This window comes from Acinetobacter sp. FDAARGOS_558, assembly GCF_003937785.1.
Lineage (GTDB): Bacteria > Pseudomonadota > Gammaproteobacteria > Pseudomonadales > Moraxellaceae > Acinetobacter > Acinetobacter baumannii.
In genome coordinates, this window is the sequence record NZ_RKJH01000001.1 from 2,436,310 (window position 1) to 2,455,197 (window position 18,888).

The 18,888-nt window shown below is 38.8% G+C and carries 15 protein-coding genes and 1 pseudogene; 10 read left to right on the top strand and 6 right to left on the bottom strand.

Going from position 1 to position 18,888, the window contains the following annotated elements:
• Positions 1-20 precede the first annotated feature (20 nt).
• The 4 genes from galU (at position 21) to galE (ending at position 4,953) form a co-directional block, all read left to right on the top strand.
• Complete coding sequence (gene galU, locus EGT34_RS11745) at positions 21-896, top strand: UTP--glucose-1-phosphate uridylyltransferase GalU (protein WP_031974853.1); 876 nt, start codon at positions 21-23, stop codon at positions 894-896.
• Positions 897-1,011: 115 nt separating this feature from the next.
• On the top strand, positions 1,012-2,274 hold the full coding sequence (locus EGT34_RS11750; protein ID WP_031974852.1) for a nucleotide sugar dehydrogenase: 1,263 nt from the start codon (positions 1,012-1,014) through the stop codon (positions 2,272-2,274).
• The gene (gene pgi / locus EGT34_RS11755; protein WP_002133346.1) at positions 2,271-3,941 is read left to right on the top strand and encodes a glucose-6-phosphate isomerase; all 1,671 of its coding nucleotides are present in this window, start codon (positions 2,271-2,273) and stop codon (positions 3,939-3,941) included. The genes EGT34_RS11750 and pgi overlap by 4 nt, the downstream gene beginning before the upstream one ends.
• Positions 3,934-4,953 carry a UDP-glucose 4-epimerase GalE gene (galE, locus tag EGT34_RS11760; RefSeq protein ID WP_024437046.1) on the top strand — a complete coding sequence of 340 codons (1,020 nt, stop codon included), beginning with the start codon at positions 3,934-3,936 and terminating at the stop codon, positions 4,951-4,953. Before pgi ends, galE begins: the two co-directional genes overlap by 8 nt.
• A 97-nt stretch (positions 4,954-5,050) precedes the next feature.
• Here galE and EGT34_RS11765 read toward each other — a convergent pair whose 3' ends face one another.
• The 4 genes and pseudogenes from EGT34_RS11765 to EGT34_RS11775 form a co-directional block, all read right to left on the bottom strand.
• Positions 5,051-5,902, bottom strand: coding sequence for a hypothetical protein (locus EGT34_RS11765; protein WP_024437047.1), 852 nt, complete (start codon positions 5,900-5,902; stop codon positions 5,051-5,053).
• A gap of 6 nt (positions 5,903-5,908) precedes the next feature.
• Positions 5,909-6,723 (bottom strand): annotated as a pseudogene (locus tag EGT34_RS21255) (SGNH hydrolase domain-containing protein).
• 64 nt (positions 6,724-6,787) lie between these two features.
• Positions 6,788-7,861, bottom strand: a complete 1,074-nt coding sequence (locus EGT34_RS21260; protein ID WP_227503877.1) for an acyltransferase family protein — start codon at positions 7,859-7,861, stop codon at positions 6,788-6,790.
• 128 nt (positions 7,862-7,989) lie between these two features.
• Positions 7,990-9,360: a phosphomannomutase/phosphoglucomutase gene (locus tag EGT34_RS11775; RefSeq protein WP_024437048.1), complete on the bottom strand. Its 1,371-nt coding sequence runs from the start codon at positions 9,358-9,360 to the stop codon at positions 7,990-7,992.
• A gap of 374 nt (positions 9,361-9,734) precedes the next feature.
• Here EGT34_RS11775 and lldP point away from each other — a divergent pair, with 374 nt between their 5' ends.
• The 4 genes from lldP (at position 9,735) to dld (ending at position 15,320) form a co-directional block, all read left to right on the top strand.
• On the top strand, positions 9,735-11,402 hold the full coding sequence (lldP, locus tag EGT34_RS11780; RefSeq protein ID WP_171057068.1) for an L-lactate permease: 1,668 nt from the start codon (positions 9,735-9,737) through the stop codon (positions 11,400-11,402).
• A 19-nt stretch (positions 11,403-11,421) separates the two neighbouring features.
• Positions 11,422-12,174, top strand: coding sequence for a transcriptional regulator LldR (gene lldR, locus EGT34_RS11785; RefSeq protein WP_001222772.1), 753 nt, complete (start codon positions 11,422-11,424; stop codon positions 12,172-12,174).
• Complete coding sequence (lldD, locus tag EGT34_RS11790) at positions 12,171-13,322, top strand: FMN-dependent L-lactate dehydrogenase LldD (RefSeq protein ID WP_000587290.1); 1,152 nt, start codon at positions 12,171-12,173, stop codon at positions 13,320-13,322. Before lldR ends, lldD begins: the two co-directional genes overlap by 4 nt.
• 291 nt (positions 13,323-13,613) lie before the next feature.
• The gene (gene dld, locus EGT34_RS11795) at positions 13,614-15,320 is read left to right on the top strand and encodes a D-lactate dehydrogenase (protein ID WP_001193030.1); all 1,707 of its coding nucleotides are present in this window, start codon (positions 13,614-13,616) and stop codon (positions 15,318-15,320) included.
• A gap of 48 nt (positions 15,321-15,368) precedes the next feature.
• On the opposite strand, the gene EGT34_RS11800 is transcribed toward dld, so the two are convergent.
• Both EGT34_RS11800 and EGT34_RS11805 read right to left on the bottom strand, forming a co-directional pair.
• On the bottom strand, positions 15,369-16,583 hold the full coding sequence (locus tag EGT34_RS11800) for an aromatic amino acid transaminase (protein ID WP_000486246.1): 1,215 nt from the start codon (positions 16,581-16,583) through the stop codon (positions 15,369-15,371).
• Positions 16,584-16,918: 335 nt separating this feature from the next.
• Positions 16,919-17,053, bottom strand: a complete 135-nt coding sequence (locus tag EGT34_RS11805; protein WP_086241980.1) for a hypothetical protein — start codon at positions 17,051-17,053, stop codon at positions 16,919-16,921.
• Between the two features lie 45 nt (positions 17,054-17,098).
• On the opposite strand from EGT34_RS11805, the gene EGT34_RS11810 reads away from it, so the two are divergent.
• Positions 17,099-17,809, top strand: a complete 711-nt coding sequence (locus EGT34_RS11810; RefSeq protein ID WP_001153625.1) for a GntR family transcriptional regulator — start codon at positions 17,099-17,101, stop codon at positions 17,807-17,809.
• The gene (prpB, locus tag EGT34_RS11815) at positions 17,802-18,686 is read left to right on the top strand and encodes a methylisocitrate lyase (RefSeq protein WP_017725591.1); all 885 of its coding nucleotides are present in this window, start codon (positions 17,802-17,804) and stop codon (positions 18,684-18,686) included. The genes EGT34_RS11810 and prpB overlap by 8 nt, the downstream gene beginning before the upstream one ends.
• Positions 18,687-18,888: the final 202 nt, after the last annotated feature.

The following is an 18,888-nucleotide window of genomic DNA, read 5'->3' on the forward strand; positions in this document are numbered from 1 at the left end:
TATATCCTGAAATCTTAATTATGATCAAAAAAGCAGTTTTACCAGTAGCCGGTTTAGGCACACGTTTTTTACCGGCAAGTAAGTCTATTCCAAAGGAAATGGTTACAGTCGTTGACCGTCCTGCTATTGAATATGTGGTACGCGAGGCGGTAGAGGCTGGAATTGAGCAAATTATTTTAGTCACTCACTCATCGAAAGCATCAATTGAAAATTATTTCGACCGAAACTTTGAGTTGGAAACCACCCTAGAACAAAAGAAAAAATTTGATTTACTTGCAGAGATTACTCAGATTGTGCCTGAGCATGTGAGTGTAGTAAGTGTAAGACAACCTCAGCCTTTAGGCTTAGGGCATGCTGTGTTATGTGCAAAGAGTGTTGTTGGTCAAGATGATTTTGCTGTGCTATTACCAGATGTATTAGTGAAAGATAGATCTGGACAAAATGATCTATCCCGTATGATTTCTCGTTACAACTCAAGCCAAGCTGCTCAAATCATGGTTGAGGCAGTGCCAGACCATTTAGTAGATCAATATGGAATTGTGGATGTAAAACATAGCCCAAATGAAGGTGAAAGTATTGCTATGCAGGGTATTGTTGAAAAGCCTGCTGTAGGCTCTGCACCATCAAACTTATCTGTGGTTGGCCGCTATGTATTACCTGCTAAAATTATGCAATTACTTGAGAATACACCGAAAGGTGCGGGTAATGAAATTCAGTTAACTGATGCAATTGCAATGCTTCAAGACACAGATACTGTTGAAGCTTATCGTATGCAGGGGCAAACCTTTGACTGTGGCAGTAAGCTTGGCTATTTAAAAGCTGTACTACACTATGGAGTTGAACACCCTAAGTTAGGAAATGACTTTAAACAGTTGATTCAGGAACTTAAATTATAAAATTTTGTAGCTCTGCTTAACTATTTGTAAAAACGAATGAATATATGAGCAGAGCAATATATTCTCTTCCTGTAAAGGGAAGAGAATTTTATAGAATATTAAAATCAGGTGTACAATGAAAATCGCGGTATTTGGAACCACCTTACATGCTGGTGTAATGGCAGCATTATTAGCTGAATATGGTAATCAGATCTATTGGTGTACAAGTGTCACCTGTGAAGAAAACATTTCTATACTTTCTTATCAAGATCAAGAAGTTAATCAATATTTAAATAAACAGAGAAAAGCAGGTTTTTTAAAAGAAAGTCCCTTTTCTGAAATTCCTTTAGATATTGAAGTTTATTTATTTTGTTTTAGCCCAACACAAATCGAGCTTGCTTTAAAAACAGTTGAAAAGTTGAGCGAGCGCCCTATAGTTCATCCACGCTTAATGATTAATGGCTCTACTTTTGGTCTACATGGTACGGAACAATTAAAACAACATTTGCCAAAAGATGAGTGGGTTTATTTTCCTGATGTGATTCAAGAAGGAAATGCGATTAATAGTGTGCTGAACGTAAAACATGTAATTGTTGGTGTTGAATCGAGCTATGCTCAAGATACTATGCAAGAGTTGTTACGTCCTTTTTTCCGTTTTAGCTATCAATATTTATTTATGCCAATTTTAGATGCTGAATTTACCAAGCTCAGCATTTCGGGAATGTTGGCAACCCGTATTAGCTACATGAATGATTTGGCGATGGTCGCTGAAAAACTCGGTATTGATATTGCTAATGTAAAACATGGTATGGCTGCAGATACACGTATTGGAGCAGCCTATTTGTCGGCAGGTGTTGGATTTGGTGGTGAAAACTTTTCACATGATATTTTAACCCTTTCGAGTACTGTATCTGGAACAGGCGCTAAAAGTCGGCTACTCGAGCAAGTGTGGGCGATTAATGAGCAACAAAAAGAAATTTTATTCCGTAAATTATGGAATTATTATCACTGTGATTTGAGCGGTAAAACTGTTGCAATCTGGGGGGCTTCATTTAAGGAAAACACCTCTAGTACTCATAACTCACCGATTCATATTTTGTTAGCTGCATTATGGGCACAAGGGGTAAAAGTGCGTTTGCATGACCCACAAGCCTTAGATGAGATCGCAACAACTTATGGAGACCGTGAAGATCTGGTTTTATGTGCTGACCAATATGAAGCTGCACAGGGAGCTCATGCTTTATGCTTAGTGACAGCATGGAAACAATATTGGAGCCCTGATTTTAAACAGTTACAACAAGTAATGCAGCATCCTCTTATTTTGGATGGGCGTAATATTTACGATCCGGCATATGTGAAAGCAAAAGGTTTCGCTTATGAAGGAGTAGGTCGATTATGAGTAAATCTATCGAGAAGTTTCCTAAAGAGTTAGTCTCGCCTATAGCACAGCTTCATTCCTTAGTTGAGAAGAATTCAAAATTACATATCAAAGAATTATTTGCAGCCGAGCAAGACCGCTTTCAAAACTATTCGGTAAAGTTCGATCAATTGGTTTTTGATTATAGTAAACACCGTATAACTAAAAGTGTTCTAGAACAATTGTTTGCTTTAGCAAAGACGAAACAATTGACTCACTGGATTGAGCGCTTATTTTCCCAAGACAAAGTCAACTGTACTGAGCAGCGTGCAGCTATGCACTGGGCCTTACGTTTACCATCGGAATATTCTAAATTTCCTGAGCTCACAAAACAGGTTCATACCCAATTACAGCGTATGTACGCCTTGGTTGAAAAAATCCATGCTGGGCAATATCGTGGTGCTACGGGTGAGGTGATTCAGGATGTCGTTAATATTGGTGTAGGTGGTTCCGATTTAGGGCCTCAAATGGTGACCCATGCGCTATGCGATTTTAAGGTAAAGACTGCCAAACCGCTTAATGTACACTTTGTTTCGACTATGGATGGTAGCCAGTTATCAGACTTGCTCCATCAACTACGTCCGGAAACGACGTTATTTATTATTTCTTCAAAGTCATTTGGTACCATTGATACCTTATCAAATGCACAAACAGTTCGTCAGTGGCTTGAAAAAGCTTTAGGCAAGCATGATCGCGTCGTAAAAAGTCACTTCATTGGTGTATCTACAAAAGCTGAAAAAATGACTGAGTGGGGTATTGCTCCTGAAAATCAGTTGTTGCTTTGGGACTGGGTAGGTGGACGTTATTCTCTTTGGTCTTGTATTGGTTTCCCTATAGCCCTAACGATTGGTATAGATGGCTTTCAACAGCTTTTAGCTGGCGCACATGCTGTTGATGAGCACTTTCAAAATACAAGCTTTGAGCAAAATATACCGGTTCTCATGGCATTACTCGGTATTTGGAATAATAATTTTTTAAATATTCAAACCCATGCGGTATTACCTTATGACGGAAGATTAAAGTATTTTGCTGCCTATTTGCAGCAGCTTGAAATGGAGTCTAATGGTAAGTCGGTACAACGTGATGGCCAAAAAGTTGAATTAGATACTTGCCCGATTGTATGGGGTGAGGTTGGTCCAAATGCTCAACATGCATTTTATCAGCTACTTCATCAAGGAACACAGGCAGTAAGCTGTGATTTTATTGCACCGATCCAACGTTATAATGCAGATCACTTTACGTATGTGGAGAATGCTGAGGCATTGATTGAACAACATCACCTCGCATTATCAAATTGTTTGGCGCAATCACGTTTATTGGCTTTTGGTAATGAAGCTTTGGATTCAGCTGAACTAAAGAATTTACCAATTTATAAACAATATGAAGGTAATCAGCCAAGTTCGACATTACTTTTAAAAGAACTTAATCCCTATAGTTTAGGGATGTTGATTGCTTTATATGAACATAAAGTATTTGTCCAGTCAGTAATTTGGAATATTAATCCGTTTGATCAATGGGGTGTTGAAAAAGGTAAGCAGATTGCTGATCAGTTACTTCCAATTTTAAATGGTGCTCAAAATGATCTTTCAACCCTTGATGCTTCAACACGTGGTTTGATTAAAATTTTATTAGGAAAAGTCGATGGCTAAAATTTTAGTTACAGGTGGTGCAGGTTATATTGGTTCTCATACATGTGTGGAACTTCTAACTGCTGGTCATGAAGTTATTGTTTTTGATAATCTTTCAAACAGCTCTGAAGAATCATTAACGAGAGTTCAAGATATTACACAAAAGAGCTTAGTTTTTATAAAAGGTGATATCCGTAATGCAGATGAGCTTGATCGCGTATTTCAAGAGCATGCAATTGATGCAGTGATTCATTTTGCAGGTTTGAAAGCAGTCGGCGAAAGCCAAGAAAAGCCACTCATTTATTTTGATAATAATATTGCTGGCAGTATTCAACTGGTTAAATCAATGGAAAAGGCGGGTGTGTATACGCTTGTGTTTAGCTCTTCTGCTACAGTGTACGATGAGGCGAATACATCACCGTTGAATGAAGAAATGCCAACGGGTATGCCAAGTAATAACTATGGATATACAAAACTAATTGTTGAGCAGTTATTACAAAAATTGTCAGAGTCTAATTCTGAATGGTCGATAGCTTTACTGCGTTATTTTAACCCAGTAGGTGCACATAAAAGCGGACGTATTGGTGAAGACCCGCAAGGTATTCCAAATAATTTAATGCCATATGTGACTCAAGTTGCTGTTGGTCGCCGTGAGAAACTATCTATTTATGGTAATGATTACGATACAGTAGATGGTACAGGTGTGCGAGATTATATCCATGTTGTTGACTTGGCGAATGCGCATTTATGTGCTCTAAATAACCGATTGGAAACGAAAGGCTGCCGTGCATGGAACATTGGTACGGGTAATGGCTCATCTGTATTGCAAGTTAAAAATACATTTGAGCAGGTCAATGGCGTACCAGTTGCTTTTGAGTTTGCTCCACGCCGAGCAGGGGACGTGGCGACATCTTTTGCCGATAATGCTCGTGCAATTGCCGAACTAGGTTGGCAGCCACAATATGGTTTAGAGGATATGCTTAAGGATAGTTGGAACTGGCAGAAGCAAAATCCCAAAGGATATAAGGGTTAACACGTTATTAAAAGTATTAAATAATATAGTAAATACAGGAGAAGAGTGTATTTACTATATTTTTAATATACAATGAAATAAATTTAATAAATAATAATTATTGATTATATGATTTTGAGAATTTAATAATAGCTTTTGCCCCTCCTTTATTTACATTAAAGATTGGGCGATTTCCATTTTTTAGAAATCCTATACTTGAATCCCAAATAATAACTCCATCTACATTTTTTGAGTGTATATAATTTAAGCGCTGTTGTATTTCCTTCTCTGCTAAAGGATATATTATATTATTGTTAAAATAATCTCTATCGAGATATGAACTAGAAAAGTAGGGAATCACTTTTAGGTTGTATTTTTTTGCATATTTTTTTGCTTCTTCAATATGAAAGTCTGTTCTTTGTACCCACTCATTATAATCTCTGAACCACAAATTATAAACTACAGGACTAAGAAAGTTAACTTTTTGAGCAACTCCTTCGTATTGTTTATTTAATTCTTTATATAACTGTTTTGTTTTTGGATTCAGGTCCTCTGAACCAAAAAGATTTTGTGGCAATACTCCAAAGATCCCAACAGGAGCAGCCCCCCCATATTGATGGTAAAGATCTAGTGTTTCATTAACTACAGGTAAAACAGTTTCTGGTTTGAACTTATTACCTACCTCAATGTCAAAAGAAATAGGAATAGTTGGATTTAATTTTGATATTGCAACTATTTTTTTAATTTTCTCTTTATCAGGCTTATTATTTTTTAGAAATCTATATTGATAAATAACCTCAATAGGTTTTAAATGATTTTCTTTTAAAAAAACTTGGAAATTATTACTATTAGAATGATGCTTACCATGTTGATCAATATAATCTTTCCAAAAAATATATTGGTAAATTTCAAAGCTATAACCTGATATAGGATATAGTAAAGTAATTAAAAAAATCAAAAAGAATTTCATTTTATTTCATGCTCGTTTAAATTGATTGAAAATGGTTCTAAATAAGGGTGGTAAAATCCTTGTTCCATATAAATTTAAATGATCATCATCAAAATATAATGGAATCCCTTTATTCCCAGAATAACAAATTTTTTGATCGCAAAAAAATTCGTTGTGTCTAATATCTTTATACCACATTTTTTTGCGGCTTCATCTTGCGCTTCCCATGCCAGTCGACTACGTTTAATATGTGCTTCTCTAGTAATTGTTAGAGGGGTAGAAGATCTCATAATTTCTCTATGTACTAATATTTTAGGTACGTTCACGGGAAATTCAGGTATTGGCCTCGTAACATACACTTCATTATTTTCTGAAAATTTACATAGTGTATTTATATAGGCCTCTTTCATTGTTTTTTCATACTCAGCATTATATGCTTTAAATGGCTTATCTATATATCTTATAGGGTGGACTATATCACTATCACCATCTTTTGCTCCATGAAATAAAACATTTATTCGATTAATAATTAAAATAGGAGTATGAGGATATTTTTTGATTTTCTTTGTAAACTTTGAAATAACCTCTCCACATTTAAAATCAGGGTTATTAATTTTCTTTATATTTTCTACCGTTGGGCAGCCTGAATAAGTCCAGTCTATTAGAGCTGACTCTCGTGGTAGGGCTTTTTGAATAGCAGGGATCATCGCTTCAGTATGACTATCTCCAATAACAATTAGTTTGATATTGCCATTACCATATTTGCATTCTGGTACATTTGTACCTGAACCTATTTGACATTTTGTAAAAAGCGGATTTTTTTCATTACCCTTTTCTATCATTATTTGTATATTTTGAGGAAATCTTTTAATTAAGCCATCTTTTAAATATAGGAAAGAAAAAAAGCTAATAGAAATAAATAGGTATGTAAAGGTAATTAAATATCCAGAGTTTATTTTTTTTTTGAGATAACCATTTTCTAGATGGAATTTCTATAATTTTATATGAAATATATCCTAAAAATATAGATAAAGCTATAGAGAAAGTAATGTATATAATATTATTTTCTTTTTCAAAATAAGATAAATAAAATACAATTGGCCAATGCCACAAATATATAGAATAAGATGAATTTCCTAAAAATTGACAAATTTTATTATTTGTGAATATAGAATTGTTATCGTTTGCGAGTAAAATTAAGAATGTTCCTAGAACAGGTAAGAAAGCATTATAACTTGGCCATAAAGTTGATCCTGTAAAAATTATTAATGATATTGCTATAAGTATAAACCCTATCCATTCAATAATTTTTTTTGTTAAATTATTAAGTGTTAAGTTTTGAAATAATATAAATATTAAACCACCAGCCATCATTTCCCAGGCACGAGTTGGAAGAAGATAGAATGCTGCAGATGAATTTGATTTGGAGACAATAATAGATAATGTAAGAGAAATTAAAAATAAAATAAGATAAAGGATTTTTAATGTATTTGCTGATTTAAATATTTTATTAAATAATACTAATAATAAGGGTAGGATTATATAAAATTGCCACTCTACAGATAATGACCAAGTATGTAAAAGAAGTTTTTCATGTGAAGCAGCATCAAAATAACCGGCTTCTCTAAAATATTGTATATTAGATATAAAACTCAAACTAGAAATTGCATGTTTTGAATAATCCTTTAATTCTTGAGGTGTTAAGGTAAACCAGCCTATTAATGTAATAAATAGGCATAGAATGGCTAAAGCAGGAATGATTCGGTGAGCTCTAGAAAGATAAAATTTTAGAATATTGAAGGAATTTTTCTCTATTCCTGAAACAATAATTTTTGTCATTAAAAAACCAGAAATAACAAAAAATATATCTACACCAATAAATCCTCCAGAAAAGCCTAATATTCCAAAGTGGAATAGAACAACTAATATAACAGCATATGCTCTTAAACCATTGATATCGTAACGAAAACTATTATTCATAAATTTTTTTCATTGCCTTTCTTTGATTATATATAAATTTATAGTTAAGTCCTTTTAACTCGAATTAATATTGGCTCTAGTTAAAAGGACTATAAACTATAAATATTTCTTTAACTGCTTTAATAGAACTAGGACTGAATTAAACCCGTCAATTCATCTATATAATGCTGCATTGGCTGAGCTTGACGGTCTGCACGGCTTTCAATATTAAGACGTAACAAAGGCTCAGTGTTTGAGGCACGGACGTTAAAACGCCATGCGCCAAAGTCGAGGCTTACCCCATCGGTGCGGTCAATTTGTGGATTTTGATCGGCATAGAAGTCGAAAATCTTTTGAATCGTAGTTTGCGTATCGGCTACTTTAAAGTTGATTTCACCACTACAAGGGAACTTGGCAATCATATTTTCAACGAGTGTTGAGAGAGATTGTCCTGTTTCAGAAAGTAGGGCAATGGTGAGTAGCCAAGGAATCATACCACTGTCACAGTAAGCAAAATCACGGAAATAGTGGTGAGCACTCATTTCACCGCCGTATACGGCATTGTGTTCACGCATAACATCTTTAATAAATGCATGCCCCGATTTTGACTGTACAGCAACACCTTTATATTCGTCGACGATATCAAATGTGTTCCACACTAAACGTGGGTCATGCACAATTTTTTCGCCTGACTGTTTGATTAAGAAAGCTTGAGCCAATAGGCCGACAATATAGTAGCCCTCAATGAATTGACCTTTTTCATCGAACAAGAAACAGCGGTCAAAGTCGCCGTCCCATGCAATACCCATATCTGCTTTATGCTCAAGAACAGCATTTCGGGTACTGTCACGGTTTTCAATTAAAATTGGGTTAGGGATGCCATTTGGGAAAGTACCATCTGCTTCATGATGAATTTTAATAAATTCAACTGGTACATTAAGCGTTTTAAATTTTTCTTCAATGGCATCAATCACATGACCAGCTGCACCATTACCCGCGTTTACCACTAACTTTAATGGACGGATTTTTGCAGGTTCAATATAAGTCAGTAGATGGTCAACGAACTCAGGCAAAATATTATAGCTTTGAGTTGTACCTTTTTGGTTAACTTCTTCAAAGTTATTGGTCTCTGCTAATGCTTGAATCTCTTTTAAACCGGTATCGGCACTAATTGGACGAGCATTTTCGCGTACCAATTTCATACCGTTATAGTCCATTGGGTTATGACTTGCAGTAACTTCTATACCACCTTGCACATCTAGATGAAAAGCAGCGAAATAAACTTCTTCAGTACCCGTCATGCCCAAATCAAGCACATTCACACCCGCATCATTTAACCCGCGGATGGTCGCTTGTTTTAGGGCCTCACTGCTTAGACGAATATCACAACCTACAACCACAGTCTTTGGTTTATAGATTTGTCCGTAAGCACGGCCAATTTTATAGGCGATTTCTTCATTCAATTCGGTGCCGAGTTTTCCTCGGATATCATAAGCTTTAAAACACGTTAAAGTAGTCATTATTCAATTCAATACATGTGGTTTGAGTTGTGTGCACATTATACATAGATCATGAAACAGGTATGTTTATAGTTTTTATATTCAAATTTTGCACTTCATTTCTGTAGGTCATATTTAAGTTTATAAGAAAGTATTTTTAAGACTTTAGTCGAATAAAAAAAATTATAGATCAGAAAGAGCTTGATTTTACTTAGCACTATTGGTCATACCAATTTCGGTAATTATTTAATCATTGATCTTACCAATAACTGTGTTTATGATGCGCATTGTGGTTTAAGGAAAAACATTTGCACTTAAATTTTAATTGGTCATACCAATTTGTGTTGAATGTTGAAATTTTAAGGTACAAAAATTCGCCCCGGCATTTCAAGGAGATGACAATGCTCAATATGTGGCAACAACTTTATGACCCTTTAAATAATATTTGGCTGTCTAGTGCGGTTGCATTAATCCCGATTATTTTCTTCTTTTTGGCCTTAGCTGTTTTTCGTTTAAAAGGCAGTATCGCGGGTACGGGCACAGTTATTATTGCATTACTGATTGCGCTATTTTTCTATCAAATGCCGGGTCAAATGGCCTTTGCGTCAATCATTTACGGTTTCTTCTACGGTCTATGGCCAATTTCATGGATCATTATCGGGGCAGTTTTTCTATACAAGATTTCGGTAAAAACAGGCCAGTTTGAAATTATCCGCTCAAGCATTCTATCTATTACCGAAGACCAACGTTTGCAAATGTTACTCGTTGGTTTTGCATTTGGTACTTTCCTTGAAGGAGCTGCGGGCTTTGGTGCTCCTGTCGCAATTACCGCAGCACTACTTGTCGGCTTAGGGTTTAAACCACTTTACGCTGCTGGTTTATGTTTAATTGTAAATACAGCGCCAGTTGCATTCGGTGCAATGGGTATTCCAATTATTGTGGCGGGGCAGGTTTCTGGTGTAGACACTATGGAAATTAGCCAGATGGTGGGTCGTCAGTTGCCATTTTTAACCATTATTGTGCTGTTCTGGATTATGGCGATTATGGATGGCTGGCGTGGTGTTAAGGAAACTTGGCCTGCGGTATTGGTCGGTGGTGGTGCTTTTGCGATTGCTCAGTATCTCACCTCTAACTTTATTGGCCCTGAGTTACCAGACATTACCGCAGCAATTGCTTCATTGGTCAGCCTGACGTTGTTATTCCGTGTTTGGAAACCAAAACATATTTTCCGTTTTGAACCTGAAGCGGGTCAGACTTTGACTCAGCAACCTACAACAGTTCAACGTTATAGCATTGGGAAAATTGCAAAAGCATGGTCTCCATTTGCTATTTTAACGGTAATGGTCACGATTTGGAGCGTTAAGCCATTCAAAGCATTATTTGCAAAAGATGGTGCTCTTGAACACTGGATTTTTAAACTTGAAGTGCCGTATTTACACAAATTGGTCGAGAAAATGCCACCGATTGTGTCCGAGATGAAACCATACGAAGCGATTTATAAGTTTGACTGGTTCTCTGCAACAGGTACTGCAATTTTTATTGCTGCAATCATCACAGTTATTTTCTTAAAAATGAAAGCAAGTGAGGCAGTAACAACCTTCGGTGAAACGCTCAATGAGTTAAAAACACCGATTTACTCGATTGGTATGGTGTTGGCATTTGCTTTTATTGCGAACTATTCAGGTTTATCTGCAACTTTGGCTTTGGCTCTATCGCATACGGGTCATGCGTTTACTTTCTTCTCGCCATTTTTGGGTTGGCTTGGTGTGTTCCTTACTGGTTCAGACACTTCTTCAAATGCTTTGTTCTCGGCACTACAGGCAACTACAGCTCAGCAAATTGGTATTCCGGAAGTGTTATTGGTCGCTGCGAATACCAGCGGTGGTGTGACCGGTAAGATGATTTCTCCGCAGTCGATTGCGATTGCGTGTGCCGCAGTAGGCTTAGTTGGAAAAGAGTCTGACTTGTTCCGTTTCACGGTAAAACATAGCATCATATTCACTGTCTTTGTTGGCATCATTATCACGGTTCAGGCTTATCTGGTTCCGTGGATGATTCCATAACTCCAGTGAAGGAAACGCGATGAGAATCTCCGATCAAGTGGTCATGAAATTGCAGGCATTAATTGAAGAGCGTCACATGAAAAAAGGTGACCGCTTGCCTGCCGAGCGCCAGCTTGCAACTAGCTTAGGAGTTTCTCGTCCATCCTTACGTGAAGCAATTCAACAGCTCAATAGTCAAGGTGTACTGATTAGTCGCCGTGGTGATGGAACTTATATTCAGCAATTACCTGAACAATGGCCACAGCAACTGATTGTGAATCCAATCAGTAACCTGATTGAAGAAGATCCGTTATACCGTTTTGATGTGCAAGAGGCGCGTTTGGTGCTCGAAGGGGGAACTGCATGGTATGCCGCGTTACGTTCGACCCCAGAAGATCGCGCCAAAATTCATCATTATTTTAATGAAATTAGTCGCCATCAAAATGCGGGTGACTCAGCACAGGCTGCGGTCGCGGATGCTGAATTCCACTTGGCGATTGCTGAAGCCTCCCACAATGTGGTGCTGATTCAAATGATGCGAAGTCTATTTGATTTGCTGCAATACAACGTCTTGTTAGGGCGTAAGAAAGTTTATAACGACCCCGTAAATGGTGACTTGCTGAGCGAGCAGCATTTTCAGGTGATGGATGCTATTGATCGTAAAGATCCCGAGGCCGCACGCCAAGCTGTTTGCGGTCATATTGAATTTGTGATTAATCATGTGCGTTCTCTGGATGAAGATGAAGCTCGCCAGAAACGTGCAAATCGTTTAAATAGAGTTGATTCAAAATGATTATTTCTTCTGGCAATGATTATCGTGCTGCGGCACAACGTCGCTTACCCCCATTTTTATTTCACTATATTGATGGTGGAGCGTATTCGGAATATACCTTAAAGCGTAACGTACAAGATTTGTCAGAAATTGCATTGCGTCAGCGTGTGCTGAATGACATGTCCGCGTTGAGTTTAGAGACAAAACTGTTTAATGAAACGCTGTCGATGCCAGTTGCCTTGGCTCCTGTGGGTTTAACAGGTATGTATGCACGCCGTGGTGAAGTACAAGCCGCAATGGCAGCCGATAAAAAAGGTATTCCATTTACGCTTTCAACGGTTTCTGTTTGCCCGATTGAGGAAGTTGCACCTGCAATTAACCGTCCGATGTGGTTCCAGCTTTATGTATTACGTGACCGCGGTTTTATGCGTAATGCTTTGGAACGTGCAAAAGCGGCAGGTTGTTCAACACTGGTGTTTACCGTAGATATGCCTGTACCGGGTGCACGTTATCGTGATGCCCATTCGGGTATGAGTGGGCCAAATGCTGCGATGCGCCGTTATATGCAGTCAGTGTTTCATCCGCACTGGTCATGGAATGTGGGCTTAATGGGTCGTCCGCACGATTTGGGAAATATCTCTAAATATTTAGGTAAGCCGACTGGGCTTGAAGATTATATTGGTTGGTTAGGCTCGAACTTTGACCCATCCATTTCATGGAAAGACCTTGAGTGGATTCGTGAGTTTTGGGATGGCCCAATGGTGATTAAAGGTATTTTAGATCCTGAAGATGCCAAAGATGCTGTGCGTTTTGGTGCAGATGGCATTGTGGTATCGAATCACGGTGGTCGTCAGTTAGATGGCGTGATGTCTTCTGCTCGTGCATTGCCTGCAATTGCTGATGCAGTCAAAGGTGACTTAGCAATTTTGGCTGACTCAGGTATTCGTAATGGTTTAGACGTGGTGCGCATGTTGGCGCTTGGTGCGGATACGGTTTTACTTGGCCGTGCGTTTGTTTATGCCTTGGCTGCAGCAGGTGGACAAGGTGTGTCGAACTTACTTGATTTAATTGATAAGGAAATGCGTGTTGCGATGACGCTCACGGGTGCTAAGTCGATTTCGGATATTAATGCGGATTGTTTAGTACAGGCGATTAAACAAGGACTTTAAGACATGGTAAGTAAAGCAATAAGCACAGCCTCAAAATTTGGTGATTTGCTGATGTTTTACGTATAGGCATTTGTCACTTTTGAAAGGTCAAAAGTAACCAAAAACCTTTTGTTGAGCAAACCGTACTTCCTTGTACGGTTGCTCAACAGGCGGCATCCATGCCGCCACCACGATAGTAAATATAGGGCTGATTCACATTAGAGAATGAGCTAATTAAATTATAAATTACAAACGGTAAGATCCCGTCGTGTTGGTCTAATTTGATAAATGGATGACCAAAAGGAAACCATCATGCAAACATTTTCTCCTCAAGCAGTGATCGAACGCTTACAAAATATTGTAGGGCGTTCTTATGTTTTGACCGATGACCAAAGTACGCGTCAGTACCGCCAAGGTCGCCGTTTTGGTGAGGGGAAAGTGCTTGCAGTGGTTGTACCAGGGACCTTGCTAGAGCAATGGCAAGTGTTGCAGGCTGCAATTGAGGCAGACTGTATTGTGATTATGCAGGCAGCAAATACAGGACTCACTGGCGGTTCAACTCCGTATGGTGATGATTATGACCGTCCTGTTTTGGTGATGAGCACGCGCCGATTAAAGGGCATTCAGGTCATTCATGACGGTAAGCAAGTGATCTGCTTACCGGGTGCGACCTTAGATAATTTAGAGCAAATTTTAAAAGGCTATAATCGTGAACCACATTCGGTGATTGGTTCATCTTGTATTGGTGCTTCGGTACTCGGTGGTGTATGTAATAACTCTGGTGGTGCCTTGGTACGCCGTGGTCCCGCGTATACTGAACTGGCGTTATATGCTCAGGTCAATGCTGCTGGTCAATTAGAGCTGGTGAATCATTTAGGGGTGAATTTAGGCTCGACACCCGAAGAAATTTTGACTCGTTTAGAGAAGCAGCAATACCAAGCCGTAGATATTTTAGATGACAACGAAAAGCAGGCATCGGACCATCGCTATGCGCACGACGTGACGCAAGTGGATGAGGATACGCCTGCTCGTTTTAATGCAGACCCGTCACGATTATTTGAAGCATCAGGTTCGGCAGGTAAAGTCTGTGTGTTTGCTGTACGCCTTGATACCTATGAAAAAGTAGAGAGCAGTGTTTTTTATATTGGTAGTAATGATGCCGATGATTTAACGGCCATTCGTCGTTACTTACTGACCTCACTGCCAAGCCTACCGATTGCGGGTGAATATATTCATCGAGATGCTTACTTGATTGGTGAAAAGTACGGAAAAGACACGTTCTTATTTATTGAAAAATTTGGTACAGCCAATGTTCCAAAAGCCTTTGCGATGAAAGATAAAGTCGATGGCTTTTTAGAAAAATTTAAAATAAAAGGTTTAACAGACCAGATTTTACAGGCGATTACCTTCTTTTTACCGAGTCATTTGCCGAAGCGTATGACCGAATATCGAGACCGTTATGAGCACCATTTGGTTTTACGTGTCGAAAATAATTCGAAAGCACAGACAGAGCAGTTTTTAAAAGAATATTTTACTGTGCATCAGTCAGGTAACTATTTCGTATGTAGCGAAGAAGAGGGGCGAAAGGCGTTCTTACACCGTTTTGCGATTGCAGGGGCGGCAATTCGTTATCGTGATACGCACCGTAGTGAAGTTGAAGATATTGTAGCGCTTGATATTGCGCTACGTCGTAATGACCGCGAATGGGTAGAGCAACTACCAGCCGAGATGGAAAAGAAAATCATCCATAAACTCTATTATGGGCATTTCTTTTGTCATGTGTTCCATCAGGACTATATCCTTAAAAAGGGCCATGACCCGTTAGAAATGGAACATCAAATGTGGAAATTACTCGATGCGCGCCGTGCTGAATATCCGGCAGAGCATAATGTTGGGCATCTTTACATTGCCAAACCTGCATTAGCCAATTTCTATCAAAAACTCGACCCAACCAATAGCTTTAATGTGGGTATTGGCCATACCTCAAAACTGAAATATTGGGGTAAGGCTAAATCTTAATATCGAGACATAAAAAAAGGCGCCGAAGCGCCTTTTTTAATAGATGATTTATGCTGCTTCTACTGATTTAGCAAGCACTTCAGCCATCGCTTTAGCAACAGTGTAAACATTGTTCATGTTTAAACCTGCTACACAAATACGGCCACTACGTACTAAGTAGATTGCATATTCTTCACGCAAGATATCTACTTGCTCAGCAGTTAGACCTGTGTAGCTAAACATACCTTTTTGGTTTACAAGGTAGCTAAAGTCACGATCTGGTAATGCTTTAGTAAGTTCGTCTTTCAAGATGCTACGCATTTTAATAATACGCTCACGCATCTCTTTCACTTCGCCTTGCCATTGTTGGTTAAGTTCAGCGTCATTTAATACTTCATCAACTAACCAAGCACCTGTTGTAGGAGGGCTAGAGTAAATACGGCGTACAGTCGCTTTTAACTGACCGAATGTGCACTGAGCAGCTTCTGCATCGTCACATACGAAAGTTAAGCCGCCAACACGCTCGCCATATAAAGAGAAGATTTTAGAGAACGAGTTGCTCACGATGAAGTTTAGACCCGCTTGGTCTAAGGCACGGATTGCATACGCATCTTCTTCCATACCGTCACCAAAACCTTGGTAAGCGATGTCTAGGAATGGAATAAGGTTACGATCTTTTAATACTGCAATCACTTGGTCCCATTGCGCTGGGTTTAAGTCAGCACCCGTTGGGTTATGGCAGCATGGGTGTAACAACACAATGCTTTGCTCAGGCAAAGTTTTAAGTGTAGACAACATACCGTCAAAATCTACACCACGCGTTTCTGCATCGAAATATGGGTAGAAATGAGTCTTGATGCCAGCGCCATTGAAAATCGCAACGTGGTTATCCCAAGTTGGTTGGCTTACCCAAACGTCTGAATTTGGGAAATAAGTTTTTAAGAAATCTGCACCAACTTTCAATGCACCTGAACCACCAAGCGTTTGGATGGTTACAGCACGGCCAGCTTTAACTGCTGGGCTGTTTGCACCAAATAAAAGTGCTTGAATTGCTTCACGGTAAGGTTTGAAGCCTTCCATTGGCAAATAAAGTTTGGTTTTACCGTTCTTAGGCTCAATACGCTTTTGTGCCTCGATAATGGTCTCTAACTGAGGAACAATACTGTCTTCGTTATAATAAAGACCAATACTCAAGTTTACTTTTTCAGAACGAGTATCAGCATTGAACTGTTCCATTAAAGAGAGAATTGGATCGCCTGCGTATGGGGGGATATGTTGAAACATCAAAAAAGTCCTTTCATTCAACAATATGCATAGTGCTGGGTTTTTTCTGTCTCGAAAAATACGCCACAACTATGTCGATGCTCAATAATGTATCAATAAAGCTACCGTGAAGCACCTGATAATTTCACTAATATCGATATTTTCTGGATGAAAATGATAAAAAGATTTAAAAGAAATTACGGTAAATAGAAACTAATTTCTAACTCATGCTTTCATTCAAGCAGATTGTCTACAATCTTGCTGTAATACATTGGTTGTAGACTAAAGTTTGAAACAAAAGATTAGAGGCCGAAAAGCAACTAAAAAAGTGCCATAAATCTATAGATAAATTGACACTAAATTATTGTTTTATAAATATTAACTGGCAAGTGGTGTAATGCTCTAAATATAAGGTGAGAGAACAGGCTAAACGATAAAACTTGACCTGATGCGTTCAGCAAAGTGTCAACAATCACCTTGATTTTTTTCATTCATCCCGCTATAAAACTCATAATTGATTAAAAATTGTCGACAATATGCAAGATTTGACCTTCGCACCAGAGCCATTACAAAGTCAGGGAAGAACACTGACCGAGCATGTATTTAAGCAAATACAGACGGCGATTGTTTTGGGTCAAATTCCGGCAGGTAGCAAAATTTCTGAGCCTGAACTGGCGCGCACTTACGGTATTAGCCGTGGGCCTTTGCGTGAAGCAATTCATCGCCTTGAAGGTCAACGACTGGTTGAGCGTACCGCACATGTGGGCGCGCGCGTGGTTTCACTCTCACTGCAACAGTTTAAAGAGCTTTACCAAATTCGGGCTTCTTTAGAGGGTTTGGCTTGCAAACTTGCTGCACAGCATATTGATAAAAAGCAAATTTTGGCATTACGTGATGTATTGCGTATGCATGCTGAAGATGAAAACTTTAAAGCAGGTAAAGGATATTACTTGCAAGAAGGGCAGGACGATTTTCACTACTGCATTATCAAAAGTAGTGGCAATAAAACCCTAGAAAAAATGCTATGTGATGAGCTTTATCACCTCATCCGTATGTACCGAATTCAGTTTTCAAACACACCCGATCGACCGAGCAAAGCTTGGGACGAACATATCCGTATTTTAGATGCAATTGCAGAAGGCGATGGTGAACTTGCCGAGCTGCTCATGCATCGACATATCAATGCTTCTTACAAAATTATTGAGCAAACACTGCTACAAGCACAAGGAGAACATAACAATGGCTAAACAATCCGCAGGTCAGCTATTTCGCGATGCCGTAGCCCAAGAAAAGCCATTACAAGTGGTTGGAACCATCAATGCCAATCATGCACTTTTGGCAAAACGTGCAGGTTATAAAGCGATTTACTTATCAGGTGGTGGTGTAGCAGCTGGTTCTTTAGGCTTACCTGATTTAGGAATCAGTAACCTTGATGATGTGTTGACCGACGTACGCCGTATTACTGATGTATGTGATCTTCCATTATTAGTCGATGCTGACACAGGCTTTGGTGCTTCTGCATTTAATATTGCCCGTACTACAAAATCACTGATCAAGTTTGGTGCTGCGGCAATGCATATTGAAGACCAAGTGGGTGAAAAACGTTGTGGTCACCGTCCGAACAAAGCCATTGTGACTCAAGAAGAAATGGTTGACCGTATTAAAGCTGCGGTTGATGCGCGTGGTGATGACAGCTTTGTGATTATGGCGCGTACTGATGCGTTAGCGGTTGAAGGCTTACAAGCGGCAATTGACCGTGCGGGTGCCTACATTGAGGCAGGTGCAGACATGTTGTTCCCTGAAGCAATTACCGAGCTTGATATGTACAAGCAATTTGCTCAGAAGACAGGCGTACCAATTTTGGCAAACATTACCGAGTTTGGCTCTACACCACTGTTTACCACTGAAGAGTTGGCATCTGCTGATGTAAGCCTTGCGCTTTATCCGCTTTCTGCTTTCCGTGCCATGAACAAGGCAGCCGAAACTGTGTATGAAACCTTGCGTAAAGAAGGCACGCAAAAGAATGTGGTTGATATTATGCAAACGCGTAAAGAGTTATATGAACGCATTAACTACTACGCGTTTGAAGACTACTTAGACAACGCATTTGCTAAAAAGAAGTAATAAATTAAAAAGTTTATTAATTGGAATCTGATACTCGGAGGCGTCATCTGCAACTGTTTGAGACAGGACTACATTTTTTAAAATTGGTTCTGCGATAGATAGGATATTTGATGGTTGTGGATGAGTTTTGCAGATGACAATGGTTTTGCCTACTTTTCCCGAAAGAAAAGTAGGTCGAACCGAAGGTTAATCCCGAAATAAG

Bases quoted from the DNA above. Each gene is read 5' to 3' on its own strand.
- EGT34_RS11750 (WP_031974852.1), top strand. From the start codon at position 1,012: ATGAAAATCGCGGTATTTGGAACCACCTTACATGCTGGTGTAATGGCA.
- EGT34_RS21260 (WP_227503877.1), bottom strand. From the start codon at position 7,861: ATGAATAATAGTTTTCGTTACGATATCAATGGTTTAAGAGCATATGCT.
- pgi (WP_002133346.1), top strand. From the start codon at position 2,271: ATGAGTAAATCTATCGAGAAGTTTCCTAAAGAGTTAGTCTCGCCTATA.
- lldD (WP_000587290.1), top strand. From the start codon at position 12,171: ATGATTATTTCTTCTGGCAATGATTATCGTGCTGCGGCACAACGTCGC.
- EGT34_RS11800 (WP_000486246.1), bottom strand. From the start codon at position 16,583: ATGTTTCAACATATCCCCCCATACGCAGGCGATCCAATTCTCTCTTTA.
- prpB (WP_017725591.1), top strand. From the start codon at position 17,802: ATGGCTAAACAATCCGCAGGTCAGCTATTTCGCGATGCCGTAGCCCAA.
- EGT34_RS11805 (WP_086241980.1), bottom strand. From the start codon at position 17,053: ATGAAAAAAATCAAGGTGATTGTTGACACTTTGCTGAACGCATCAGGT.
- dld (WP_001193030.1), top strand. From the start codon at position 13,614: ATGCAAACATTTTCTCCTCAAGCAGTGATCGAACGCTTACAAAATATT.
- EGT34_RS11765 (WP_024437047.1), bottom strand. From the start codon at position 5,902: ATGAAATTCTTTTTGATTTTTTTAATTACTTTACTATATCCTATATCA.
- galE (WP_024437046.1), top strand. From the start codon at position 3,934: ATGGCTAAAATTTTAGTTACAGGTGGTGCAGGTTATATTGGTTCTCAT.
- lldP (WP_171057068.1), top strand. From the start codon at position 9,735: ATGACAATGCTCAATATGTGGCAACAACTTTATGACCCTTTAAATAAT.
- EGT34_RS11775 (WP_024437048.1), bottom strand. From the start codon at position 9,360: ATGACTACTTTAACGTGTTTTAAAGCTTATGATATCCGAGGAAAACTC.
- galU (WP_031974853.1), top strand. From the start codon at position 21: ATGATCAAAAAAGCAGTTTTACCAGTAGCCGGTTTAGGCACACGTTTT.
- EGT34_RS11810 (WP_001153625.1), top strand. From the start codon at position 17,099: ATGCAAGATTTGACCTTCGCACCAGAGCCATTACAAAGTCAGGGAAGA.
- lldR (WP_001222772.1), top strand. From the start codon at position 11,422: ATGAGAATCTCCGATCAAGTGGTCATGAAATTGCAGGCATTAATTGAA.